At 47.3% G+C, this 24,087-nt stretch carries 22 protein-coding genes; 21 read left to right on the forward strand and 1 reads right to left on the reverse strand.

The features are described from left to right. The first annotated feature begins 157 nt into the window (after positions 1-157). The 7 genes from DESPCE1_RS0100535 (at position 158) to DESPCE1_RS0100565 (ending at position 9,769) form a co-directional block, all read left to right on the forward strand. On the forward strand, positions 158-2,263 hold the full coding sequence (locus DESPCE1_RS0100535) for a SpoIIE family protein phosphatase (protein ID WP_172637573.1): 2,106 nt from the start codon (positions 158-160) through the stop codon (positions 2,261-2,263). Between the two features lie 25 nt (positions 2,264-2,288). Then, positions 2,289-3,707 (forward strand): tRNA lysidine(34) synthetase TilS, encoded by a 1,419-nt coding sequence (tilS, locus tag DESPCE1_RS0100540; protein WP_014792103.1) that lies wholly within the window; start codon positions 2,289-2,291, stop codon positions 3,705-3,707. Between the two features lie 164 nt (positions 3,708-3,871). Further along, complete coding sequence (ftsH, locus tag DESPCE1_RS0100545) at positions 3,872-5,845, forward strand: ATP-dependent zinc metalloprotease FtsH (protein WP_014792104.1); 1,974 nt, start codon at positions 3,872-3,874, stop codon at positions 5,843-5,845. A gap of 11 nt (positions 5,846-5,856) precedes the next feature. Next, positions 5,857-6,306 carry a nucleoside-diphosphate kinase gene (ndk, locus tag DESPCE1_RS0100550; RefSeq protein ID WP_014792105.1) on the forward strand — a complete coding sequence of 150 codons (450 nt, stop codon included), beginning with the start codon at positions 5,857-5,859 and terminating at the stop codon, positions 6,304-6,306. 211 nt (positions 6,307-6,517) lie between these two features. Beyond that, positions 6,518-7,228: a DUF881 domain-containing protein gene (locus DESPCE1_RS0100555; protein ID WP_014792106.1), complete on the forward strand. Its 711-nt coding sequence runs from the start codon at positions 6,518-6,520 to the stop codon at positions 7,226-7,228. Continuing rightward, positions 7,228-7,911 carry a DUF881 domain-containing protein gene (locus tag DESPCE1_RS0100560; protein WP_014792107.1) on the forward strand — a complete coding sequence of 228 codons (684 nt, stop codon included), beginning with the start codon at positions 7,228-7,230 and terminating at the stop codon, positions 7,909-7,911. Before DESPCE1_RS0100555 ends, DESPCE1_RS0100560 begins: the two co-directional genes overlap by 1 nt. A 187-nt stretch (positions 7,912-8,098) precedes the next feature. After that, positions 8,099-9,769: a formate--tetrahydrofolate ligase gene (locus tag DESPCE1_RS0100565; protein ID WP_014792108.1), complete on the forward strand. Its 1,671-nt coding sequence runs from the start codon at positions 8,099-8,101 to the stop codon at positions 9,767-9,769. A gap of 129 nt (positions 9,770-9,898) precedes the next feature. Here DESPCE1_RS0100565 and DESPCE1_RS23545 read toward each other — a convergent pair whose 3' ends face one another. After that, positions 9,899-10,303 carry a hypothetical protein gene (locus tag DESPCE1_RS23545; RefSeq protein WP_019849136.1) on the reverse strand — a complete coding sequence of 135 codons (405 nt, stop codon included), beginning with the start codon at positions 10,301-10,303 and terminating at the stop codon, positions 9,899-9,901. Between the two features lie 283 nt (positions 10,304-10,586). On the opposite strand from DESPCE1_RS23545, the gene DESPCE1_RS0100575 reads away from it, so the two are divergent. The 14 genes from DESPCE1_RS0100575 (at position 10,587) to lysS (ending at position 23,545) form a co-directional block, all read left to right on the forward strand. Beyond that, positions 10,587-11,141: an HD domain-containing protein gene (locus tag DESPCE1_RS0100575; RefSeq protein ID WP_019849137.1), complete on the forward strand. Its 555-nt coding sequence runs from the start codon at positions 10,587-10,589 to the stop codon at positions 11,139-11,141. Positions 11,142-11,174: 33 nt separating this feature from the next. Then, on the forward strand, positions 11,175-12,398 hold the full coding sequence (folP, locus tag DESPCE1_RS0100580; protein WP_019849138.1) for a dihydropteroate synthase: 1,224 nt from the start codon (positions 11,175-11,177) through the stop codon (positions 12,396-12,398). After that, positions 12,388-12,756, forward strand: coding sequence for a dihydroneopterin aldolase (folB, locus tag DESPCE1_RS0100585; protein WP_019849139.1), 369 nt, complete (start codon positions 12,388-12,390; stop codon positions 12,754-12,756). The genes folP and folB overlap by 11 nt, the downstream gene beginning before the upstream one ends. After that, the gene (gene folK / locus DESPCE1_RS0100590; protein WP_019849140.1) at positions 12,753-13,226 is read left to right on the forward strand and encodes a 2-amino-4-hydroxy-6-hydroxymethyldihydropteridine diphosphokinase; all 474 of its coding nucleotides are present in this window, start codon (positions 12,753-12,755) and stop codon (positions 13,224-13,226) included. Before folB ends, folK begins: the two co-directional genes overlap by 4 nt. 231 nt (positions 13,227-13,457) lie before the next feature. Then, positions 13,458-14,315 (forward strand): Rossmann-like and DUF2520 domain-containing protein, encoded by an 858-nt coding sequence (locus tag DESPCE1_RS0100595; RefSeq protein WP_019849141.1) that lies wholly within the window; start codon positions 13,458-13,460, stop codon positions 14,313-14,315. A 38-nt stretch (positions 14,316-14,353) separates the two neighbouring features. Continuing rightward, a complete protein-coding gene (gene panC, locus DESPCE1_RS0100600; RefSeq protein WP_014792114.1) occupies positions 14,354-15,202 on the forward strand; it encodes a pantoate--beta-alanine ligase in 849 nt (282 codons plus the stop codon). Continuing rightward, complete coding sequence (panD, locus tag DESPCE1_RS0100605) at positions 15,203-15,586, forward strand: aspartate 1-decarboxylase (RefSeq protein WP_014792115.1); 384 nt, start codon at positions 15,203-15,205, stop codon at positions 15,584-15,586. Between the two features lie 359 nt (positions 15,587-15,945). Then, positions 15,946-17,565: an L-aspartate oxidase gene (gene nadB / locus DESPCE1_RS0100610; RefSeq protein WP_019849142.1), complete on the forward strand. Its 1,620-nt coding sequence runs from the start codon at positions 15,946-15,948 to the stop codon at positions 17,563-17,565. Then, positions 17,531-18,415, forward strand: a complete 885-nt coding sequence (gene nadC, locus DESPCE1_RS0100615; RefSeq protein ID WP_019849143.1) for a carboxylating nicotinate-nucleotide diphosphorylase — start codon at positions 17,531-17,533, stop codon at positions 18,413-18,415. The genes nadB and nadC overlap by 35 nt, the downstream gene beginning before the upstream one ends. After that, positions 18,405-19,388 carry a biotin--[acetyl-CoA-carboxylase] ligase gene (locus DESPCE1_RS0100620; RefSeq protein ID WP_019849144.1) on the forward strand — a complete coding sequence of 328 codons (984 nt, stop codon included), beginning with the start codon at positions 18,405-18,407 and terminating at the stop codon, positions 19,386-19,388. The genes nadC and DESPCE1_RS0100620 overlap by 11 nt, the downstream gene beginning before the upstream one ends. Before the next feature lie 54 nt (positions 19,389-19,442). Next, positions 19,443-20,219 carry a type III pantothenate kinase gene (locus tag DESPCE1_RS0100625; protein WP_014792119.1) on the forward strand — a complete coding sequence of 259 codons (777 nt, stop codon included), beginning with the start codon at positions 19,443-19,445 and terminating at the stop codon, positions 20,217-20,219. Positions 20,220-20,237: 18 nt separating this feature from the next. Further along, entirely contained in the window at positions 20,238-21,203 is a 966-nt protein-coding gene (dusB, locus tag DESPCE1_RS0100630; RefSeq protein ID WP_019849145.1) for a tRNA dihydrouridine synthase DusB, read from the forward strand. A gap of 202 nt (positions 21,204-21,405) precedes the next feature. Continuing rightward, on the forward strand, positions 21,406-21,876 hold the full coding sequence (gene greA, locus DESPCE1_RS0100635) for a transcription elongation factor GreA (RefSeq protein ID WP_014792121.1): 471 nt from the start codon (positions 21,406-21,408) through the stop codon (positions 21,874-21,876). Between the two features lie 202 nt (positions 21,877-22,078). Beyond that, positions 22,079-23,545 carry a lysine--tRNA ligase gene (lysS, locus tag DESPCE1_RS0100640; protein ID WP_019849146.1) on the forward strand — a complete coding sequence of 489 codons (1,467 nt, stop codon included), beginning with the start codon at positions 22,079-22,081 and terminating at the stop codon, positions 23,543-23,545. Positions 23,546-24,087 lie beyond the last annotated feature (542 nt).

Below are 24,087 nucleotides of genomic sequence, written 5' to 3' on the forward strand. Positions count from 1 at the left end.
ACATGAGCGGAGGATCTTTTGTTGTAGAATTCTGAAGGTTGAGAGTGAAAAGACAAGGATTAAGGCGATATTCATGAAATGAGTCGAAAAGTAATCCAAATCCCTGCCTTCCCTAGACAAGCTTTGCCATAGTCATCAGGTATAATGTTGGTATTATATGGTAAGAGGTGAGATTATGGCTGAATGGGCGACGTTGAAACCCAAGCAGGGTTTGCGCAAGGAAAAGCTGACTTTAGAGGGACATTTTTGGCCTTTTTTATTAGGATTGCTGATAGCCCGCGGAAGTATCTTGGGGTTATACCCCTTTGGGATAGCCTTTGGAGCGGCATTAATGCTTCATGGACGCAAAGGCACCATCATGGGACTGCTGGGGGTGACGGCGGGAGTGACCTCCTTGTTCCTGAAGGACTTGGCTTCCGGGTTGGAGATTCTATTGACTCTGCTCATCCTGAGTCTTTTCGTGCCCAGGCTTCGCGGCAACAAACGGGAGAGCCTTTATCTCGGGCTTTCCACGGCCCTTGTAACGGGGGGTGTTGCCTTGGCGGTGCTGAGTTTCGGACAATTCGAAGTCTCATTGGGGATGAAAGCCGCAGTACTCGGCATCCTTAATGGTGGCCTGACGGTGGTTTTTTGGTTTGCTTTGCGTTATCAAGATGCCCTCTGGCGGGGAAGCTTTACCCGTGAACAGGGAATGGCCTGGCTGCTCATTCTTATCGGGGTGTTGAGCGGCTTGCATGGCATTATGTTTAAAGAGATTAACTTCTCGGTAGTGGTTCTGAGCTTTTTCATTCTTTTCATTGCCCAGCGTTTTGGAGCAGGGGCAGCAGCTGGGGTGGGAGCCATGTTGGGTTTTCTCCCTCAGTTGGAGTTTAATCCCCAGAACCTAATGGCTGCCGGAATTTATGGTCTGGCGGGTTTTGGTACAGGAGCTTTTCAGAAGCTGGGAAAATTGGGGCTTGGGGTCGCCTTTATGAGTATTACCCTGATGTTCACTGTCTACCTTCAGCCGGAGGTGCTTTATTCACAGTTGTTATCTTCGGGGATTGGTCTGTTGCTCTTTTTGCTTTTCCCCAGCACAACCTCCCAACACGATTTTTTGAAGGACAAGCCCATGCCGGAAGTAGAGTCCACAGTGACGAAGGTGAAGACGGTAGCGGACATTTTTGATCAAATTGCTTACAGTGCCCAGGCAGCAGAGGCTGAAGTAGGAAAGTCCAAACCGGAGATTCCGGAACTGATGAATGTTTTAGTGGAACGAGTCTGCAAGAATTGTCCCACCCTTGACACCTGCTGGACTCGTGAATTTTATCGGACCTACCACCTGCTGTTCAATCTGTTCGAATGGGTAGAACGGGAGGAAGATATTAATGTACAGAATCTCCCTGTGGAATGGAAGCGTCATTGCGGGAAGCTTAAGGAAATGCTGCTGGGGGTCCAGTTTATTATGGAGCATGAAAAAAGCATAGAATCCTGGCGCTCCAGGCTGACAGCTAATCAGGAAGCCTTAGCCCGTCAATTCCAAAGTGTTTCCCAAGTCATCGGCCACTTGGCCAAGGAGCTTAATGCCCGCCACAATGTGGAGCAGGTCAAACCGGCCAGTCTGGCCCGGCGGCGCAAACAGTTCTTGGATGTGGGAGTGGCCGCTTTTACGAAGAAAGGGAACAGTATATCCGGAGATAATTATGCCTCATTGGCCTTTTCCCCCACCAAGCACGCCTTCATCGTCAGTGACGGCATGGGTGTAGGGGAGGGGGCTGCCAAGATGAGCTCCACAGCCTTGAATCTTTTGGAGCAGCTCCTGACCACAGGTTTTGAACCGGAAAGTGCTATTCAGGCGTTGAATTCCATTTTGGTCCTGCGTTCCCCGGAGGAGAGCTTTGTTACTTTGGATATCGGTATCATCGATTGTGAGTCCGATGATCTTACGTTGATTAAAGTAGGTGCCTGCCCTTCCTATATTGTCCGCGAGGATAAAGTTCATATGTTTCAGTCCTCCAGTCTGCCTGTAGGGATATTAAACCATGTGGAGATTCCGGTTATCGAAGAAAAATTACGCTCTGAAGAGTATTTAGTGCTTGTTACGGACGGAATTCAGGATATACTAAAAGATGGGAAGGATTGGTTGAAAAAGTTCTTGGATCGCCAACATCCACAGACCGCCCAGGAATTGGCTGAGGCTATCGTGGGGGAAGCGCGTGCCATGAGCGGCAATGACATGGCGGACGATGGAGTCGTCCTGGTGGTGAAAAAGAACGTTTTTTGAATAACCGCAGGGAGGGTCAGGGGCATTGTATGAAAAACTAAAGCAGCAGGTATTGCCACAGCTCATTGTGCCCGGCTCCCGGGTTTTGATGGCTGTTTCGGGAGGGCCCGATTCTATGGCTCTTGCCCACATACTGTGGCGTTATGTTAAGGAAATGAAGGAGCAAAAGATCACTCTCGTTATAACTCATGTCCATCATGGGGTACGTGAGGAATCGGATGATGAAGAGAAGATGGTAAAAAGCATGGCAAGGGATTGGGAGATTCCTTGTCTTATTCATCGTTTTGATTCCAAAGAATATGCTAAGTCGGTGGGAAAATCCTTTCAGACCGCTGCTCGTGAATGGCGGTATGCCTGCTGGAAGGAAGATATGAGGAAAGAAAATTGCACCCTGCTTGCGACGGCTCATCATCTCGGGGATCAAGCAGAAACCGTACTTTACCGCCTCCTGCGGGGGAGCGGTACAGCGGGCTTGGCGGGAATTTATCCGCAAAAGGGTGAGCTGATCCGTCCCCTTCTTTCGGTGACTAAGGAGGATATCCTAGAATATTGTCGAAATGAGAACTTACCTTATGCTTTAGATTGCTCTAATGAGGAGCCCATCTATGCCAGAAATAAAATCCGCTTACAGCTGTTACCGGAACTTCAGCGGGAATACAACCCTAAGATTGTAGAGACTCTAGGGCGTACGGCTGAGGTTTTACGTTGGGATGAGGAATACCTGGAAGAGGGAGTCCGGGCCGCTTGGAAAAAGTTTGCTATCTTTAGCACAGAGCATAGGGTGGGTTTGAGGGGGACAATCTTCGACCTTCCCAAAGCCATGTTATCCCGATTGATTCGCAGAGCTGCCACGCTGGTCTCCGGAGAACCCCGAGGAATTGCCTTTCACTATGTAGAGCAGGTTATGGCTTCTCAGGGCCAGGTGGGCTGGAGCCAGGATCTGCCGGGACTAAAAATCGAGATAGATTATCAAGGGGTATGGTTTCAAAGGGCGGACTGGGGGCAATATATTAATGAATCCGCGGGTATTCTATCCCCATCTTTACCTATAGACGCCAATTGGGGTGAATGGATCCCTTGGCGGGATAGAGAGGGGCAGAATTGGCAGGTTGGTCTTTTCAGCTTGGAAAATGAAGCTGATGACGAAGATTATCCAGGTCAATGTGTGGATAAAGTCTTCTTCGATGGGCAAGGTTTAATAAGAAACGGTGACAAGCTGCAATGGCGGTATCGGCGGGATGGAGACAGCCTGTGGATTGCAGGATTAGGGCATAAGTCCCTCAAAAAGGTTTTCCAGGATGCCAAAGTACCGGCTAATCAACGACAGGAGATTCCTCTTCTGGCACTGGAGAATGAGATTCTCTGGATACCTGGAGTGAAGAGGGGAGATCGTTATCCCCTTCGCCAGGGAGGGGGAGCTGTTGGTGTTCTTGTTAAACGCTGAGATGTTGCAAAGCATCTAAGGATAAGCTTTTTGAAGCTTGGGAAAAGGAAAGGGAAGAAGAAGGGCCGGATTCGTTGTAAAAGGGGCTTTCCCGTGGTATAATATGTAATATTGTCTTTGTAAAATGAGACATTTTTTTCTCAGAAGAGGGGAGGACCAGACGTTTGAAATTTTTCAAAAACGCTGCGGTTTATTTACTGATTATTCTCATTGCGATTATGCTCATAAGATGGGCCAACCCACCGGCAACTCAGCCCTTAGATATGGATTACACCAAGTTCTATAATGCGGTGGTTACAGATCAGGTTGCGGAAGTTGTAATCAGTACCGATGATAATGTCAATACCTATGAAGTCAAAACCAAAGATGGTCAACAGCATGTGGTACTCGGTCCGTCGGGTGACACTGCTCTGTCTCAGCAAATGCTCGAACATAATGTGAGCATGCGGACCAATCCGCCGGCTACGACACCTTGGTGGGCCGGTTTGGTTACTACTTTACTGCCGATTCTCTTAATCGTGGGCTTTTTCTTCTTTATGATGCAGCAGAGCCAAGGAGGCGGCAACCGGGTTATGCAATTCGGGAAAAGCCGGGCTAAGCTGGTTACGGATGAAAAGAAAAAGGTCACCTTTGACGATGTGGCGGGAGCCGATGAGGTGAAGGAAGAGCTTGAGGAAGTTGTGGAATTTCTGAAGTTTCCTAAGAAGTTCAATGAATTGGGAGCTAAAATTCCCAAAGGAGTTCTTCTCTTTGGCCCTCCCGGAACCGGTAAAACTCTTCTGGCCCGAGCTGTGGCAGGGGAGGCTGGGGTTCCCTTCTTTAGTATCAGTGGCTCAGACTTTGTGGAGATGTTCGTCGGGGTGGGAGCATCCCGGGTTCGTGATTTATTCGAACAAGCCAAGAAGAATGCCCCTTGTATCGTCTTTATTGACGAGATCGACGCCGTAGGTCGTCAAAGAGGTGCCGGCCTGGGGGGCGGCCATGATGAGCGGGAGCAGACTCTGAACCAGCTTCTCGTTGAGATGGACGGTTTTAACGGGAATGAAGGGATCATTATTATTGCTGCCACCAACCGTCCTGATATCCTCGACCCGGCCTTGTTGCGCCCGGGACGTTTTGACCGCCAAGTGGTAGTGGATGTTCCCGACGTCAGAGGTCGTGAGGAGATCTTAAAAGTTCATGTTAAAGGTAAACCCATGAATAGTGATGTAGAGTTGGATGTCTTAGCCCGCCGCACACCGGGATTTACCGGAGCAGACCTTGCCAATCTTGTCAATGAGGCGGCCTTGCTTTCCGCTCGTCGGAATGAGAAGGAGATCAAGATGAATGCTCTTGAGGATTCCGTAGAGCGGGTTATTGCCGGACCGGAGAAAAAGGCCCGGGTCATCAGTGACTTTGAAAAGAAATTGGTTTCTTACCATGAAGCAGGCCATGCTTTAGTAGGAGAGATGCTGACCCATACGGATCCCTTGCACAAGGTATCCATTATTCCCCGGGGACGGGCCGGCGGTTATACTTTGCTCCTTCCTAAGGAAGATCGCAACTATATGACAAAGTCTCATTTATTGGATCAAGTAACCATGCTCTTAGGTGGCCGGGTCGCAGAGGCCTTAGTTCTTCAAGAGATCAGCACCGGAGCCTCCAATGACTTAGAGCGGGCTACAGGTCTTGTGCGTAAGATGATTACAGAGCTGGGAATGTCCGAGGAGCTTGGACCTCTTACCTTTGGACAAAAGGAAGGGCAAGTGTTCTTAGGACGGGATATTGCCCGGGATCGCAATTACAGTGAAGCGGTAGCTTATGCTATCGATAAAGAGGCACGCCGTATTATCGATGAGTGCTATTTAAAGGCCCAGACCATTATTCAGGAGAACATGCATAAGCTCAACGCCATCGCCCAGACTTTGATGGAGAAAGAAACCATTGAAGCCAAAGAATTTGCCGAACTTATGGCCCAATTTGATAAACCAGTGGAAACCGCACAAGTCTCAGATCCGTCAGAGGCTGAAAATAATACAACAGAAAATGAAGATCTTTTACCGACCACAAGGGAGACCTCTGTGGAGGGAGAAGGTAGGACGGAAGTCGGGGGATTAAGCGGGTCAACCTTAGAAGAAGAAAAAAATAAGATTGACTAGGGAGGATGGCTATGGAAAAGACCTTTATCATGCTCAAGCCGGATGCTGTACAGCGCGGGTTGGTTGGGCAAATTATCGCACGCTTTGAAGCAAAGGGTTGTAAATTGGTAGGAATGAAGCTCATGAGTGTTGACCAGACCTTGGCTGAACAACATTACGCTGAGCACAAGGGGAAGAGCTTTTTTGAACCCACGGTCCAATATATTATGTCTTCTCCGGTAGTGGCTATGGTTTGGGAAGGTAAAAATGTAGTGGCTCTTGCTCGGGAGCTTATGGGAGCTACCAACCCTGCCAATGCCAATCCCGGCTCTATTCGCGGAAGCTTTGGCATGGATATCAGCCGCAATGTAATCCATGGCTCGGATTCCGTGGCCAGTGCAGGGCGGGAGATTGCCCTCTATTTTAAACCCGAAGAACTTTGTGAATATCGTAAAGCTGGCGAAGAGTGGCTTAGCGATTGAACGAGACTTCTTTAAGTGGGGGGATTCGTCCCCCACTTAAAGTTAGTCGAGTCCATACTGGACTTAACCGCCCTTGGGCCCCGCCGCCTATAGAGGCGGAGCATTAGGGCGGGTTAGTTCAGTGATAAATAGAGCGAATTAAAAAGGACACCGATTTCGGTGTCCTTTTTAAGAAAATATATTCTTGATAAGAGTTAGAGGTGTATTAACCATGAACTTGCCGAAAAACGGCAAAATGATCCTTACGGTGGCAAGCCTTATCTTAGGTATTTTATTCATATCCTTGCTGAAAGCGACAGGGGCTACAGGATCCACTGCGAGAACAGATACAACCCTAGCTTCATTGATTCAGACCGGCCAAGAAAACGAACAATTAAAAAATGATATTACGAAGCTTAAAGAAGAGTTGGCTAAATTCCAAGAAGGCCAGAATGCCTCTAAAGTAGTTCTCGAACAACTGGAAACAGCGAAACGCAATGCCGGGCTGACAAAGGTCACCGGACCCGGTATACGAATTACTCTGGACGATGCACCGAATCGGGATATTAATAACGAGGATATCAATTATTACCTGATTCACGAAGAGTACATCCGCCAGATTATCAACTCGCTCTGGAGCGGCGGGGCTGAAGCTATCGCGGTCAATGGGCAGCGGATTATTGGCAGCACGGAAATTTTTTGCAGCGGGGCCTTCATTCAGATTGGCCAGACCCGTCAAATGCCTCCCTATGTGATTGAAGCTGTAGGAGATGTAAACTATTTGCAGTCGGCCTTGAACTTTTACTTCTGGGACCGCTTGGGTGAATATCAGCAACAATATGGAATCACAAGAAAACTTGAGGTGCCAACGGAGCCCCTTGTCATACCGGCAGGTAAGACTCAGCAATTTCGCTATTCTGAACCTATGAAGGAGGCGAAATAATGAAGAAGCGTACCCTGGCCATACCCTTGACTTTGGTGGCCTTAGTCTTGGGATTCTTACTCACATTGCAGATGCAGACTCAGAAAAGCGTAGTCGAACTGGAGAAGCTCCAAGCACAAAGAGCCGCTTCCGCCAGAGATTTCCTGGCAGAAGCTCAAGAGGAAAACAAGCTGCTTCAGGAGCAGCACGCAGCCTTAACAACCCAGTTGGAACAAGCCCGTACCCAAGGAGGAACCAGTCCGGCCCTTCTCGCCGAGTTGGACCGCTATCGGATGATGGACGGTACGGTGAATGTCCAAGGTCCGGGGATCATGATTACCATTGATGACCGGCAGCAGGAGCATAAAGTGGTGTTTCCTCTGAGCAACGATGATTTGCTCAAAATAATCAATACCCTAAAGTTTGCTGGAGCGGAAGCGATTAGCATTAACGGTCAGCGGATTGTTGCCTCAACCTCCATCGTTTACAGCGGGACCACCAAACTTATTAATCAAGTTCCCTTCACTCGAACGGAAGGAGTCCCCTATGAAATCCTCGCCAGTGGGAATCAGGATCAACTCCTGGATTATTTCACAAAGTTGGAAGCCCCAGATTTGAAACGCTTAGGGATGAGTGTCAGCGTGTCCAGAAAAACCGTTCAAATTCCTTCCTATAAAGGAGTATCTCCTGTAAAAAACCCTTAATCCTAGTTCTATAAAAAGTTCTTTTTCCAATGGGGAAATTTTATAATTTTCAAAAAATTTATTAGCATCCAAGCAGGGAATCTTATATTCTCGCCGAATTAGTATAATTGGACTGGAGTTTTCAAGGATTTGGAAAAGGGACTTTCATAGTCCGAGAAGAAAGAGTGGAAAAAGGAGTGAATTTTAATTGAAAACCGATATCGAAATTGCACAAGAGGCGACGATGAAACCGATTACGGAGGTCGCTCAGGGATTGGATCTTCTGGAGGATGAGATTGAGCTTTATGGCAAATACAAAGCCAAGGTCAATTTCAGTGCTTGGGAACGCCTTAAGGATCAACCCGATGGTAAACTCATCTTAGTGACTGCCATTAATCCTACCCCTGCCGGTGAGGGAAAAACAACGACAACAGTTGGCTTAGGACAAGCTATGTCTAAGATTGGCAAGAAAGCCATGATTGCATTGCGTGAACCTTCCCTGGGCCCTTGCTTTGGTGTTAAGGGTGGGGCTGCAGGCGGCGGATATGCTCAAGTTGTGCCGATGGAGGATATCAATCTCCACTTTACAGGTGATTTCCACGCCATTACTTCGACTCATAATTTGTTGGCAGCACTTTTAGATAACCATATTCAACAAGGCAATCTTTTAAACATCGACCCTCGTCAAATTGTATTCCGTCGGGTTATGGATATGAATGACAGGGCTTTACGCAAAATTGTGATTGGCTTAGGTGGTCGTACTGAAGGAATTCCTCGGGAAAACGGCTTTGATATCACAGTGGCTTCCGAAATTATGGCGATTCTCTGCTTAGCCAAGGATCTTATGGATCTGAAAGAGCGCTTTGGCCGGATTGTGGTAGCTTACACCTATGACGGCAAGGCGGTTACTGCTCATGATCTGGAAGCTGAAGGTTCTATGGCTCTGCTCATGAAAGATGCTATTAAACCCAATTTAGTTCAAACTCTGGAGAACACTCCTGTATTTATTCATGGAGGCCCTTTTGCCAATATTGCTCACGGCTGTAACAGCGTCGTAGCCACCAAAATGGCAATGAAGCTTGCTGATTATGTCATTACTGAAGCTGGATTCGGTGCTGATCTTGGCGCTGAGAAATTCTACGATCTGAAATGCCGCTTCGCCGAGCTGAAGCCGGCGGCAACCGTCATCGTAGCGACAGTCCGCGCTCTTAAGATGAATGGCGGAGTCGCTAAGGAAGATTTAGGGCCTGAGAATCTGGAAGCTTTAGCAAAAGGAATCGTGAACCTTGAAAAGCATATTGAGAATATCGGCAAATTTGGTGTGCCTGCAGTAGTAGCTATCAATCGCTTCCCCACCGATACCGAAGCAGAATTAGAGTTTGTAGCAGAACGTTGCCGCCAGCTGGGGGCTGAGTTTGCCTTATCGGAAGTCTTCACAAAAGGCGGAGAAGGCGGTATAGAACTGGCAAAAGCGGTTATCGATATTGTTGATAATAAAGAATCCAATTTCCATGTTCTCTATGAATTGGATCAGCCTATCGCTAAGAAGATCGAGACCATATGTAAAGAGGTTTATGGTGCCGATGGTGTGAACTTCACTAAAGAGGCCTTAACCTCCATGAAGAAATATGATGAATTAGGTTATGGTCAATTACCCATTTGTATGGCTAAGACCCAGTATTCCTTAACCGATGATCAGAATGTTCTTGGCCGTCCAACAGGCTTTACCATTACAGTCCGTGAGCTCCGTCTATCCGCGGGTGCCGGATTCCTTGTAGCCATTACCGGTGCTATTATGACTATGCCCGGACTCCCTAAGCGTCCTGCTGCCTTAAGAATGGATATTGACGCTGAAGGGCGCATTACTGGTCTCTTCTAAAATAAGTCATCTGGCTTTGCCCCAGGAAGAAATTTTCTGGGGCTTATTTTCGTTAGGCATCGGCTTCTCGAAAGCTGATTCTCCAGGATTTTGCTTTCGGCGTTCACTCTATAAGCTGCGCGGAGCAATCTAATCGCTCAAGACCTCCGCTGCGCCGGGTCTACCTGCGCCGCTAAGTAGTCTCTGTGGCGGCTTGGGCGAAACCCTTATTCGGCTTTCGTGCCCAAATCGCTCCTCGAAAGCACTGCTTTCGCACTTGTTCTCAATGGGCGGTTGGAAACGTCCTGTTTCCAACCCGACTCCGCTGCAGTCTTTTCGCGAAGATTGCTTACCTGCTCGCTTAGAATCCGTTCTCTGCCTTAAAGCAAAATCCTTAGGCTGCTTTTCGGGCTTGAGTGGCGCGGATGTCGGACAAGCTACCTGACCCGAGCCGTTTTCATGCTGCTGATGCCACCCCGCGGCATGGATGGCTACTTTAAAAAAAGACCCCAGAAAAGAGTCGAAAAGAAAATCCGTGAGCGTAGCTTTACGCACAAGAGCGAACGGCTTTAGCGGAAGGGCGGTCGGGTTAACGAGGCTTTCTTAACATAGCGGAGCCACCGGTTCACATCAGGTATTGCCCAGAGGTTTGGCGTAGCTGTTAAGAAAGCGAGTTAACCAGCTCTGGAGCTATTGAGTGAGCGATGTGCGTAAAGCTACCCGACCCGGATAAGCTTTTTATAAAACCCCTTGGTTGTTAAGTTTAATGTTTTACAGTGGAAGTGGGAAAGGTATAATCAGATTATAGAAGATAGTCTTGGACAGGAGGAGTACCGGCATGATCTCCATGCCTCGGGTGAACCGGATTCTTCAACATAGGAGTTATGAAGAGTTTTCGGACAAAAATAAACAAGCTGAAGCGGAGCGAGTGTACTGCCGTCATGGCTCGGATCATGGCCTCGCAGTAGCGAGAATTGCCTACATTTATCTTTTAGAGAAATACATAGAAGACAGGGGCAGTCTTTCTGAGGCCGGGACAAATAATGCCAATATCAGGTTGGAAGAGAGTTATGGCGTAGGTAAGGAAAGCATCTATGCGGCGGGGATTTTGCACGATATCGGCCGGTGGGTGGAATATGAAAGCCAGGAAGACCATGCGCAGGCGGGCGCTCGGTTGGCAAGGCCTATTCTCAGGGATTGCGGGTTCACGGATGCGGAGATTGAGAGAATTGTCATAGGGATTTCAGAACATCGTCTCCATCCGGATAGGACAAGCAGTATCCTTGGGCAAGCCCTGGCTTTAGCCGATGATTGGGCAAGGGATTGTAAGAGCTGCCCTAGTAAGGCCGCATGTTATAAATATACTAAGGCAATGGAGGACATTCTAATCTAAAACTTAAGGTTCCAACAAGGAGGTCATATATGTATGAAAGATTATTCCCTGCGCTGGATTGACCTGAACAACGAAATGGAAGCTAAAAAGGCGATGCAACACATCGGTTCCGACCCAGGGGGAATTGCCCATATGGTTGGTAAGCCTATTGGGAGAGCTCTCAAGCTTGAGAATGTGCCCTTGCCAGCGGCCCATATCATTAAGCAGGAAATGCTTTCTCTGGGAGGGGACGCAGCAGTTCATCGTAATGTCATTGTCAATAAGATTGAAGCGACCGATATTCTGCTGGTGGGGACGACGAAACATTTTCGCCGGCTCAGTCAGAAGCTGGCGGCTCAACCCTTTGGCTTAAAGGATTTGGGCAAGAGCTTAAAAAGCCTTCTTGAAGCCCTGGAACCTCCTAAGCAAAGGGTTCTCTCCTGTCGCGGGAAGGAAATTGTGCTGGGTGAGCGGACCCTGATTATGGGAATACTCAACCTGACGCCGGACTCCTTCTCAGATGGAGGAAAATTTAATACCTTTGAACATGCCATCAAACAAGCTGAAGCTTTGGTTGAGCAGGGGGCAGATATTCTGGATATCGGAGCAGAGTCCACCCGCTTAAAACATGATCCGGTCAGTGCCGAAGAAGAATGGAATCGCTTGGAGGCAGTCATCAAGGCTTTATTGCCACGGCTTTCTATTCCGATCTCCGTGGATACGTATAAGTCGGAAGTGGCGGAGAAGGCACTGGACGCTGGGGTACATATGATTAATGATATCTGGGGATTGCAAAAGGACCTTAAAATGGCGGAGGTTGCAGGTAAATATCAGGCGCCGGTGATTGTCATGCATAACCAAGAAGGGAACAGCTACCACCATGTCATGGGGGATATGATGGCCTTCTTAAAAAAGAGCATTCATCTTGCTGAAGAACAGGGGCTAACTGGTGACCAGATTATCATCGATCCGGGCATTGGCGGAACAGCCTTCGGCAAGAGCCTGGATATCGATCTGGAAATCATGAGTCGTTTAGGGGAGTTCCGGTCTTTAGGGCACCCCATACTCTTGGGAACGTCCCGGAAATCCATGATTGGTCAAACCCTGAACCTCCCCATGGAGGAACGGTTGGAAGGAACCCTTGCCACCAGTGTGGTAGGTGTAGCCGCCGGAGTGGATATTCTTCGGGTTCATGATGTGCAGGCCAATAAGAGAGCGATACAGATGGCGGATGCCATCTATCGTCGCAAGAGAGGAGAGAACTTTAGTGGCGCGTGATCGAATCGCTTTACGAGGGTTAAAGTTTTTTGCCTACCACGGGGTGCTCCGTGAGGAAAAGATCCTCGGCCAGACCTTTATCGTGGATATTGATCTTTATGCCGATTTAAGCAAGGCGGGACAATCCGATCAAGTGGAGGATACCATCAATTATGCTGAGGTCTACGCTCGTATAAAAACCATTGTCAAGATGGAAAAATACCATCTTATTGAACGATTAGCGGAGCGAATCGCCGAGGAGGTTCTTGGTGAATTCCCTTGTCAAGGGGTGCGTGTCGTCATTCATAAGCCTCAAGCCCCTATTCCGGGGATTTTTGATGAAGCCTTTGTAGAAATTTATAGGGAGAAAAACCGGTGAGAGCATATTTGAGTATCGGAAGCAATATGGGGGACCGGGGGTATTATTTGCTGCAGAGCTGCCAAAAATTGGCGGCTCATCCGGAAGTTAAGATCATCAAAAAGTCCGGCACCTACGAAACTAAGCCCTGGGGCAATGTGGATCAACCGGATTTTTGGAATCAAGTGCTGGAGATTGAGACGTCCTTATCACCTTTGGACTTGTTGGATCTTTGTCAGGAGATTGAAAAATCCCTCGGGAGAGAAAGACTTATACGTTGGGGGCCAAGAACCATTGACATTGACCTCTTAAATTATGATAATAAGGTATGGGAAGATCATCGGCTTATTCTTCCACATCCTCGTATGGAAGAGCGGGAGTTCGTTCTGGCACCCTTACGAGAGATTGCTCCCCACTATATTCTTCCTTCAGGAAGAAGGGTTACAGAAGTTAGTGGAGATGGAGAGGTATGGCAACTGGAATCTGAGTAAACCGGACAATATCTAAAGGAATTGTACTGGGGAAGGATGTTCAGGGCCTAAGGAGCTCATAGATTTATAGTATAGTAAGAATCGATTGAATTGGCTTTTAAGAATACCGCTTGGATCGTTATGACCGAGACGGAGAAGGAAAGCAAGGCATAGCATAGCACCTTCACGTTTGTGGGGTGCTTTTTTACATTAGCAGACGGTGGGATTTTTTTCGGGTTAGGGGAGGTTAAAATGAATTTCGGAATAATTGGTGCAGGAATTGTAGGGACGGCCATCGCTATTCGTTTGAGGGAAGCGGGACACAATTTGATAGGAGTACACTCTCGCAGCCAGCGATCTTATGAGAGGTTTTGCACCTATCTTCATTGGGAGAAGCGTCCGCTGGAGGAATGGATCCCTGAAGCAGATCTTCTCTTTATTACGACACAGGATGGGTCGATTCGCACAGCCGCTGAGGAATTGACTCAGGGGAAACTCTATAAAGAAGGGCAAATTTGGATTCATTGTTCAGGTTCTGTAAGCTCTCGTGTCATGCAAGTGGATAAGGATTTACCGATACACTATCTATCCCTTCACCCTTTGCAAGCTTTCGCCGGGATTGATCAGGCAGTGGAGCTTATTCCAGGAACTCACTTTGGGATTGAAGGGGATGCGGATGAAATCGGCTTCGAGATTGTAACTCAGTTAGGAGGAATCCCTCACCGATTGGATCCTCAGCAAAAGCCCCTCTACCATGCCGGGGCCGTAGTGGCTTCCAATTACCTGGTAACCCTGGTGAGCCTGGCCGTTCAATTATTTGAGGAAGCGGGCATTACTAAACAAGAAGCTTTGGAAAGCTTGCTTCCACTAATGAAGGGCGCTCTGCAGAACTTAGAAAATGTAGGGCTTCCCCAGGCACTTACCGGCCCTATAGCCCGGGGGGATGTGGATGTGATTCGGGGACATCTGGAGCACATGCCGGTGAAGATCGACCCCGTATACCGAGCCTTGGGCCTCTATACCTTGGACATCGGGCAAAAAAAGATGGAGTTTAACGGGGGGGCTTATTCTAAAGAAGTATGGGAAGAAATGAATAGGCTAATGAAATAGATTTTCAGCACTTAGATTGAGAAAGGGACGAATGAATCATGATCATCTGTAAAAAAATCTCTGAAGTCCGGGAAATCATCAAAGAGCAACGAAGCCAGGGAAGAAGCATAGCCTTGGTGCCCACCATGGGGTATTTGCATGAAGGGCATTTAACTTTGGTGGAAGAGGCTAAGAAAAGCGGTGCTTTTGTGGTGATGAGTATTTTTGTCAATCCGCTGCAATTTGGTCCTAACGAGGATTTTGCCCGCTATCCCCGGGATTTGGAACGGGATGCCCAGAAGGCCGAAGGGGCTGGGGTACATTTGATTTTTAATCCTGAAGTCGAAGAGATGTATCCGTCAAAGAATCTCACCCATGTGGAAGTGAATGAGCTGGGAGACAGCCTCTGCGGAGCTTCCCGACCGGGTCATTTTCGTGGTGTGACTACGGTGGTCAGCAAACTCTTTCATATTGTTCAGCCGGATCGCGCCTATTTCGGTCAAAAAGATTATCAGCAGTACTTAATCATACGTCAAATGGTGATGGATCTGAATTTTCCTATTGAAGTCATAGGGGTACCCATTGTCAGAGAAAAAGATGGGTTGGCCTTGAGTTCAAGAAATATTTACTTAAGTCCTGAGCAACGGGCGGAAGCACTTGTGTTGCAGAGGAGCCTTGGGAAGGCAGAGAACTGGATCCGTCAGGGAGATCGTTCCGCTCAGAGCATCGAAGAGAGAATTAAGGAATTGATTAGAAATGAAAGTTCTGGAGAAATTGATTATGTAGAGATTCGTTCGGCGGAAAACCTGCGCCGGGTAGAACAGATCGAAGGAAAAGTACTCATCGCCTTAGCCGTGCGCTTTGGTTCAACCCGCCTGATTGATAATAAAGTTTTGGAGGAGATGTAAATGTTCCGAACCATGATGAAGTCCAAGATTCATAGGGCCACAGTCACTGAAGCCAATCTTAAATATGTAGGAAGCATTACCATTGATGAAGAACTCCTGGAGGCTGCGGATATCCTTCCTAATGAAAAAGTTCAGGTTGTAAATAATAATAACGGAGCCCGCTTAGAGACTTATGTTATTCCTGGAAAGAGAGGAGAGCGTACCATATGTCTGAATGGGGCTGCAGCCCGCTTAGTTCAAGTGGGGGATGAGGTGATTATTATTTCTTATGGGATTTTCACTGATGAGGCGGCCCGGGCCTATGAACCGAAGGTAATATTCGTGGATGAAGGTAATAATCCGGTGAAGATTGCCCATGAGGAGATACACGGACGAGAGTCTTAGGATTCTCAAAGCTGACAGCCTGAATGAAAAATGTTGGCCGGGTCGTGTAGCTTTGCGCACAACGCTCACTCCATAGCTCCAGGACTGGTCAACTCGCTTTCTTAACAGCTCCGCCAAACCCCGCTGCTTTCTGCATGTGAACCGGTGGCCCGCTACGTTAAGAAAGCCTCGTTGACCCGACCGCCCTTCCGCTAAATCCTCTCGCTCTTGTGCGCAAAGCTACGCTTGCGGGTCTTTTTAGCTTTTTTCTGGGGTTATTTTCAGGGTCGCATGTATTAGGAGGATTATCGTAGGACTCAGGGAACGATAAGAATAGAGGAAAAAGATAGTACGGGTAGGATAGGGGTAGGAGGATAACCATGAGAAGATATTTGGTGCCTTGGCGCGCTGAGGAATGTCGTATTTATTCGACAGGAGTGTTGGTTCTCGGAAGCGGAATAGCAGGCTTATACACAGCTCTTAAGGCCAGCGAGTATTTTGAGGTCACTGTGCTGACCAAGAAGGGGATTCCGGAGAGCAACACTAAGCATGCTCAAGGGGGGATCGCTGTAGCTTTAGACCAAGAGGATTCTCCCTCTTTGCATTACGAGGATACTCTCTATGCAGGTGCAGGATTATGCGAATCCGATTCCGTTCGGGTTTTGGTGGAAGATGGTCCTTTGCGGGTCGAAGAGTTGATTCGGATGGGAGCCCATTTTGACAGAAAAAACGGCAAGCTGGCTTTTACTCAGGAGGCCGCCCACAGTCGCAGAAGGATTCTCCATGCCAATGGAGATGCTACGGGGGAAGAAATCGAACGGACTCTGATTGCCCAGGCTCTTGGGGAAGAGCGGATTCTCGTTAAAGAAGAGCAATTCCTACTGGATCTCTTAAAAAACCAAAAGGGTGAAGTCATCGGGGTACTCAGTCTCAATGGTAAAACCCAAGAGTTGGAGATTTATTTGGCCCAAGCTGTGGTTTTGGCTACAGGGGGGTTAGGCCAGCTCTACTGTTATACTACCAACCCCGAAGTGGCTACAGGGGATGGCATGGCAGCGGCTTATCGGGCAGGAGCACAGTTAATGGATATGGAGTTTGTCCAATTTCACCCCACAGCTCTTTTTATTCCGGGTGCACCTCGGTTTTTAATCTCAGAAGCCGTTCGGGGAGAAGGAGCTCACCTCCTGAATGTTCGAGGAGAACGTTTTATGGAAGATATCTCCGGAAAAGAGTTAGCGCCACGGGATGTGGTAGCAAGAGAGATCTGGAGAGAGCAGGCTAAGGGTGAGGTATATTTGGATTTCCGGCCTATAGGTTTAGAAAAAGTGAAGCAACGTTTCCCCATGATTTATCAGACCTGCTTGGATTACGGGATCAATGTCCTGGAGGATCGACTTCCTGTGGCACCTGCCGCACACTATATGATGGGTGGAGTCCGCACGGACGAAATGGGAAGGACAAGCCTCCCCAATCTTTATGCCAGTGGGGAATGCGCTTGCAATGGTGTCCATGGGGCAAATCGGTTGGCCAGCAATTCTTTGCTGGATGGTCTCGTCTTTGGAGGGCGTATCGTGGAAGATATTGTGAATACGGCCCGGTCTAAGGGACTCATGGACCCTCAGCTTAGTGATATCCATACAGAAAAAGATGAATCCTGTCCGGGATATTTAAGAAATCAACTTAAACGTGTGGAACTTCAAGAGCTGATGTGGGAATATGTGGGTATTATCCGAGAAGAAGAAGGCTTGAAGAAGGCTATTAAGCTTATAGGGGACTGGGACAGGACCTTTATACCTGAAAGGGAGATCGCTCAGTTAGAATTAAAAAATCTCCTGGCGATCGGTCATTGTGTAGCTCGGGCTGCTTTGGCACGTGAAGAGAGCCGAGGGGGACATTACCGTTGGGATTATCCTGAAACCCATACAAAGGATTTAAAACATTCCATTCAAACAAAGGAGGGCTATAATGTTTGCACCATTCCAGTATCAAGAGTTGATTGAACGGGCTTTACAGGAGGATTTGGGAACGGGGGATTTAAGTTCTGCCATTTTCCCCAAAACCTCTAAGACTTATGCCAAGATCTATGCCAAGCAAACGGGAATCGTTTGTGGATTGGAAATAACAAAGCAGGTCTTTAAGGCAGTGAATCCTCAACTTGAAGTCTCCATTATAAAAACAGACGGGGAAAAGGTTGAGCGAGGAACTGTTGTTATGGAGATCGCCGGTGCCGTCGGCTCTATTTTGAGTGCGGAGCGTACTGCTTTAAATTTTTTGCAGCAACTTTCCGGAGTGGCTACTGCGACTGATGAGGCAGTAAAGGAATGTCATGGGCTGTCCGCTCGCATTACAGATACCCGCAAGACCATACCGGGCCTGAGAATGCTGCAAAAATACGCCGTGGGTATGGGTGGTGGACAGAATCATCGCTTCGGTCTGTATGATGCCGTAATGTTGAAGGATAATCATATTGCGGCTGCCGGAGGCATCCGCTCTGCAGTGGAAGCAGCCCGCAGCAGAATCGGACATATGGTTAAGATAGAAGTGGAATGTGAAAGTCTTGAGCAAGTGGAAGAAGCAGTGGCTGTCGGCGCTGAAGTCATTATGTTGGATAATATGGATTTAGAAACCATGCGTAAAGCGGTGGAGATAGTTCAAGGCAGAGCTGTGGTGGAAGCTTCCGGTGGCATCAAGAAAGACGACCTTCGTGCTGTGGCTGAAACTGGGGTGGATGTTATTTCTATGGGAGCGATCACCCATTCGGTGAAAGCCATGGACTTTTCCTTGGATATTGGAGATATTAAGGCTTCAACCAAGGAGCATTGGGAAAAGGAAGAGAACTGTGCGAAATAAGATTCTGGATATCTTAAAGAACCAACAGAGAGAAGAATTTGTTTCCGGTGAGAGTATCAGCCAAGCCCTCAGTATCACCCGAGCGGCGGTCTGGAAGCAGATTCAGGGATTAAAGGAAGCGGGATATGAGATAGAGGGCCAGACCAAGAAAGGGTATCGCCTCGTTAAGATACCTTGCGCCATAGATCTATGGGCTCTGCAGCAGGAGCTCAGGACTCAGGCTCTGGGCAGGCAGCTTTTTCTCTTTGAAGAATTGCCCTCCACCAATGACCGAATCAAGGACATGGCGCGTCAAGGGGGAGAGCATGGGACGGTGGTTATCGCCAAGCGTCAGACAATAGGTCATGGACGGATGCAGAGGGTATGGGAGTCCCCAGATGGAGGGCTTTGGTTGAGTCTGTTGCTTAAACCCAGGCTGAGCTTGGGGGACGCGGCTAAGCTTACTCTGAGTGCGGGGGTGGCTTTGGCTCAGACTCTGCAGGATCTTTATAGATTAGAAGTCAGGATTAAATGGCCTAATGATATAGTGATACAGGGAAGAAAAATCGCTGGAATCCTTGGCGAAGTAGCTGGAGAGTGGAATACGGTACAGACCCTTATCCTGGGGATTGGGGTCAATGCCAATTTCTCTGGCCAGACACTTAGTCCTAAGATACCCGCTATAACCTTGCAGGATATCTTGGGCCATGAGGTTAATCTGAATCACCTGACAGCTGAGTTGCTTTTTAATCTGGAAAAGGAAGTTCAGTCTTTAGAGCAGGGCGATGTCCAAGGTCTTATCCAACGTTGGACCTCTTTTGCGGTAGGTATCAATCGGCCTGTGCGGATAGAAAAGGCAGGGATCTCCTACGGGGGAATTTTTAAAGGGATTAGAGATAACGGGGAACTTGTCCTTGACCAGGAAGGGCAGGAGATAACCTTTTCTTCAGGAGAAGTGAGCCTCAGAGCGGAGGAGCAGTATAGTCCGGAGTAATTTTTATAAGCAGTAATCGCTGAAAGATCTAATTGTAAACTAAGGAGAATAACTATGATTCTTGTATTTGATGTGGGGAACACCAATATTGTCCTTGGTGTATACGACCAAAAAGAATTAATTTACCATTGGCGGATTTCTACAGATAAATCCCGTACAGTGGATGAGTATGCAGTGATTATTAAGAATCTTTTTGATCTTAATGGACTCGATATGTCCCGGATTAAAGCCGTAGTGATGTCCTCCGTGGTTCCTCCGGTCATGCCTACCCTTGAATCGCTGGCGCGCAAGTACTTTGATGTGGAGCCCCTGGTCATCGGACCGGGAGTGAAGACCGGTATGCCCATCGTCTACGATAACCCTCGTGAGGTGGGAGCCGACCGTATTGTCAATGCTGTGGCTGCCTATCACAAATATGGAGGCCCCTTAGTCATTGTCGATTTCGGTACGGCCACGACTTTCTGTGCGATATCAAAGCGAGGGGAGTATCTGGGTGGAGCCATTGCTCCGGGGATAGGGATTTCTACGGAAGCTTTGTTCCAACGGGCCTCTAAATTGCCTCGTATTGAAATTGTCAGACCGAAAAGCGTCATTGCCAAAAATACGGTAGCGGGGATGCAGTCAGGGATATACTATGGCTATACCGGACAAGTAGATCGGATTGTGACGTTGATGAAGCAAGAGTTAGGGCGAGAAACCCGCGTCATTGCCACAGGCGGTTTAGCGGAATTGATCCAAGAGGATTCTCAGGAAATTGAAATCGTGGACCCCTTTTTAACATTAGAAGGCTTATTATTAATTTATGAAAAAAATTGTAACCAACAGCCCTGATTGGTAGATTGGAGAACTATGCGTTTAGGAAAATTTGAGCTGGGTATCCCCGCTTTTCTAGCCCCTATGGCCGGTGTTACGGACAAGGCTTTTCGGGAGACTGTTCGTTCCGTGGGGGGGCGTCATGTCTGGACAGAGATGATCAGCGATAAGGCATTAACTTATATGAACTCGCGGACCTTGGAGATGTTGGATCTTTCCGGGGAGGTTTCCCCGCGCATTGTTCAGATATTCGGCTCAGAGCCTGAAGTCATGGCAAAGGCGGCGGCTTTAGCGGTGGAGCGGGATGCTGAGATTATTGATATTAATATGGGATGTCCAACGCCTAAAATCGTCAAAAACGGGGAAGGTTCAGCATTGTTGCAGGACCTTCCCTTAGCTCAGCGCATTGCTGAAGCCGTTGTGAAGGCGGTGGAGGTTCCGGTGACGGTCAAAATGCGTCTTGGCTGGACTGCAGATGCGATTGTTGCTCCGGAGTTGGCCAAGCGGGTGGAAGCTGTAGGTGTTCAGATGGTCAGCGTCCATGGTCGAACCCGGGAGCAATTTTACGCAGGGACTGCCGATCGGGATTGGATAAAGAAGGTTAAAGAGGGAGTAAGCATCCCGGTTATAGCCAATGGGGATATTTTTTCCCCCCAGGAAGCTAAGAAAGTTTTGGAAGAAACGGGCTGTGATGGGGTTATGGTGGGCCGGGGAAGTCTTGGCAACCCCTGGCTTATTCCGCAGATTGATTCGTTTTTGAATCATGGCGCTTTACTTGAACAGCCTTCCTTAGAGCAGAAAATCAAAGGTGCTATGGAGCATTTTGATCGTGTGCTGAGCTATAAAGGAGAACGGGTTGGCCTTAACGAAATGCGTAAGCATGCTGTCTGGTATATTAAAGGGATCCGCAATGCCGCACAGCTGCGTGACCATATTATGCAGACTAAAACGTCCTTAGAAATGAAGAATCTATTCCAAAGGATTTTGCAAGAAAATGCATAACATTAATAGTTTCAGGAAGAATATTAGAGCGTATTCGTATGATAGGTACATCGCGGAATCCTTGACATTATTTTGAAGTGAACATATAATACGAGTAATGCAAATAGCGGGGTTTACATATTATGGCAGTAAAGCCCTAATTTATTTAAATGAAGCGCGGAAAAAGCGCCATGCGTAGGATGAGAAAAGGGAGCGATATTGAATGGCCGAAAAGGAAGTAATTCTGACCATCGAAGGATTGAAGAAATTAGAAGATGAATTAGAAACTCTGAAGACGGTAAAACGTCGAGAAGTGGCTGAACGCATCAAACAGGCCATCGAGTTTGGAGATATCAGCGAAAACTCAGAGTATGATGACGCCAAAAACGAACAAGCTTTTATTGAAGGCCGTATTATTACTTTGGAAAAAATGCTAAGGAATGCTCGGGTCATTGATGATTTAGAGGGTAGCGAATTCGTCGCTCTTGGGACTACCGTTGTTCTGAGAGATAAGGATTTTGGTGAGGAAGAGGAATATACCATCGTCGGCTCCGCAGAAGCGGATCCGGGCTCCAATAAGATCTCCAATGAATCTCCTGTAGGAAAGGCAGTTCTGGGACAAGCGAAAGGAACGGTTGTGGAAATCAACGTTCCCGCAGGCATTCTGCACTATGAGATTGTGGATATTCGATAATTGATTGAAACTACTCAGGTGGTATCCTGACAAAAGGTCGGCAAGAATTCTTGCCGACACTTTGTTTCACTATGAGAATGAAATATTAAAAATACCTTTGGATATTGGATATTTATTATAGAACTTTTTAGCTAAGTATGTTGTTTAATGTTATTGAGTTTTGGTAAAATTGTTAAAGGAATTACTGTTGGAGGTATGATTAATGGATGAAGTAAATGATCTCTGGCGGGTTCGCTTGGACAAGCTGGATCAGTTAAGAGAATATGGAGTAGAGCCCTATGCGGATCGGTATCAGAGAACTCATATGGCCCAAGAGATTCTGGATGGATTCGATACCCTCGAGGGTCAAGTGGTCAAGATTGCCGGCCGTATGATGTCCAAAAGAGACCAAGGTAAAGTGATATTTACTCATATACAAGATTTTAGCGGCCAGATTCAAGCTTATATCCGCAAAGATGATATAGGTGAAGAGTGGTTTGAGCTGATTTCTAAGTTTGACATCGGTGACATCATTGGCGTCAAAGGTACTGCGTTCCGGACACGGCGTGGAGAGATCTCAGTGCATGCCACTGAGGTTCAGATTTTATCCAAATCCATGCGTCCCCTGCCGGAGAAATTTCACGGTTTAACCAATGTTGAACTCCGTTATCGTCAACGGTATGTAGATCTCATTATGAATCCGGAAGTCCGCAATGTCTTTGTTATGAGAAGCAAGATTATCCGGACTATGAGAAACTTCTTGGAAGGCCAAGGCTTCTTAGAAGTGGAGACACCTACTCTCCATACTATTCCGGGTGGGGCAGCAGCCCGTCCCTTTATCACTCATCACAATACTTTAGATATAGATCTTTATCTGCGCATTGCTTTGGAGCTTCCCTTAAAGCGATTAATTGTCGGAGGCTTTGATAAGGTATTTGAAATAGGAAGAAACTTCCGCAATGAAGGGATTTCTATTAAGCATAATCCGGAGTTCACGATGATGGAGCTCTATCAGGCTTACGCAAATTTTGAGGATATCATGGAGCTCACTGAGAACATGATTTCTACCATTGCCAAAGAAGTTCATGGAACCACCGAAGTTACCTACCAAGGCCAAGTGATCGATTTCAAGACACCCTGGCGTCGTTTGCCCATGCTCGATGGAATCTTAGAGTATGCGGGAGTGGACTTTGGCCAGATTCATACGGATGAAGAAGCACAACAGGCAGCTAAGGAAAAAGGCCTTAAGGTTGAACCGGGAAGTTCACGTGGTAAGATCATTAACGAGTTCTTTGAGGAATTTGTCGAGCCCAATCTAATACAGCCGACTTTTGTTATTGGTCATCCAGTGGAGATTTCTCCCTTAGCCAAGAGAAACGCCGAGCACCCTGAGTATACGGACCGTTTTGAAGCCTTTGCTTACGGCCGAGAATTAGGGAATGCTTTCTCGGAATTAAATGATCCTATCGATCAAAGACAACGTTTTGAAGCCCAAGTGTCTGAACGGGCTAAAGGTGACGATGAAGCCCATATGATGGATGAGGATTTTGTCCAGGCTTTAGAGTACGGCCTTCCCCCCACAGGTGGACTAGGAATCGGTATCGACCGACTGGTGATGCTCTTGACCGATTCGCCGTCCATCCGTGACGTCATCCTTTTCCCCACTATGCGGCCTAGAGAAGACGACTAAGGACGCCTATAATGGTCACATCGATAAAATAACATCAAGTTTCTAATGCACTAAAGTATGAGTAATTTACAATAAGGATACAAGTTTGTTTGGGTTACGCCTGGGAGACGAATGCATGATGAGCATCGTCTCCCTTTCTCTCTATATTGCGCACCATGAACTGATTGAAAGACTGTAAATAAATCATGAATGAAGTAATAATATTTGTGTAATCAAGTAATATAGAGAGATATTAGAAGATAAAGTAGGTAAAAATACGAAATATATAAAAATAAGGTATATTTTAATGATTGAGAAGTCAAAGTTGACTGTGGTATAGTATCAAATGTTCCGCAAACAACAAGTGCCTTGCAGGAACAAAAATAAAAAATGGTAGTTGACAAATCCAAAGTTTGCTGGTATCATTTATAAATGTGGTTTAGCCACAAAAACACAAAAATGGTCAAAATGGTCTTTGGTCGCTTCCCGCCGTCCATGGCTCCAGCGACACCCAGACCGTCCATGGTCTTTGAAAACTAAACAACAAGGAACAGCCAATGACT

This window comes from Desulfitobacterium sp. PCE1, assembly GCF_000384015.1.
Classification (GTDB): domain Bacteria; phylum Bacillota; class Desulfitobacteriia; order Desulfitobacteriales; family Desulfitobacteriaceae; genus Desulfitobacterium; species Desulfitobacterium dehalogenans.

Excerpts from the sequence above, each read along its gene's own strand:
- DESPCE1_RS0100535 (WP_172637573.1), top strand. The coding sequence starts at position 158 with ATGGTAAGAGGTGAGATTATGGCTGAATGGGCGACGTTGAAACCCAAG.
- ndk (WP_014792105.1), top strand. The coding sequence starts at position 5,857 with ATGGAAAAGACCTTTATCATGCTCAAGCCGGATGCTGTACAGCGCGGG.
- DESPCE1_RS0100555 (WP_014792106.1), top strand. The coding sequence starts at position 6,518 with ATGAACTTGCCGAAAAACGGCAAAATGATCCTTACGGTGGCAAGCCTT.
- DESPCE1_RS0100560 (WP_014792107.1), top strand. The coding sequence starts at position 7,228 with ATGAAGAAGCGTACCCTGGCCATACCCTTGACTTTGGTGGCCTTAGTC.
- DESPCE1_RS0100575 (WP_019849137.1), top strand. The coding sequence starts at position 10,587 with ATGATCTCCATGCCTCGGGTGAACCGGATTCTTCAACATAGGAGTTAT.
- folP (WP_019849138.1), top strand. The coding sequence starts at position 11,175 with ATGAAAGATTATTCCCTGCGCTGGATTGACCTGAACAACGAAATGGAA.
- DESPCE1_RS0100595 (WP_019849141.1), top strand. The coding sequence starts at position 13,458 with ATGAATTTCGGAATAATTGGTGCAGGAATTGTAGGGACGGCCATCGCT.
- panC (WP_014792114.1), top strand. The coding sequence starts at position 14,354 with ATGATCATCTGTAAAAAAATCTCTGAAGTCCGGGAAATCATCAAAGAG.
- panD (WP_014792115.1), top strand. The coding sequence starts at position 15,203 with ATGTTCCGAACCATGATGAAGTCCAAGATTCATAGGGCCACAGTCACT.
- nadB (WP_019849142.1), top strand. The coding sequence starts at position 15,946 with ATGAGAAGATATTTGGTGCCTTGGCGCGCTGAGGAATGTCGTATTTAT.
- nadC (WP_019849143.1), top strand. The coding sequence starts at position 17,531 with ATGTTTGCACCATTCCAGTATCAAGAGTTGATTGAACGGGCTTTACAG.
- DESPCE1_RS0100625 (WP_014792119.1), top strand. The coding sequence starts at position 19,443 with ATGATTCTTGTATTTGATGTGGGGAACACCAATATTGTCCTTGGTGTA.
- dusB (WP_019849145.1), top strand. The coding sequence starts at position 20,238 with ATGCGTTTAGGAAAATTTGAGCTGGGTATCCCCGCTTTTCTAGCCCCT.
- greA (WP_014792121.1), top strand. The coding sequence starts at position 21,406 with ATGGCCGAAAAGGAAGTAATTCTGACCATCGAAGGATTGAAGAAATTA.
- lysS (WP_019849146.1), top strand. The coding sequence starts at position 22,079 with ATGGATGAAGTAAATGATCTCTGGCGGGTTCGCTTGGACAAGCTGGAT.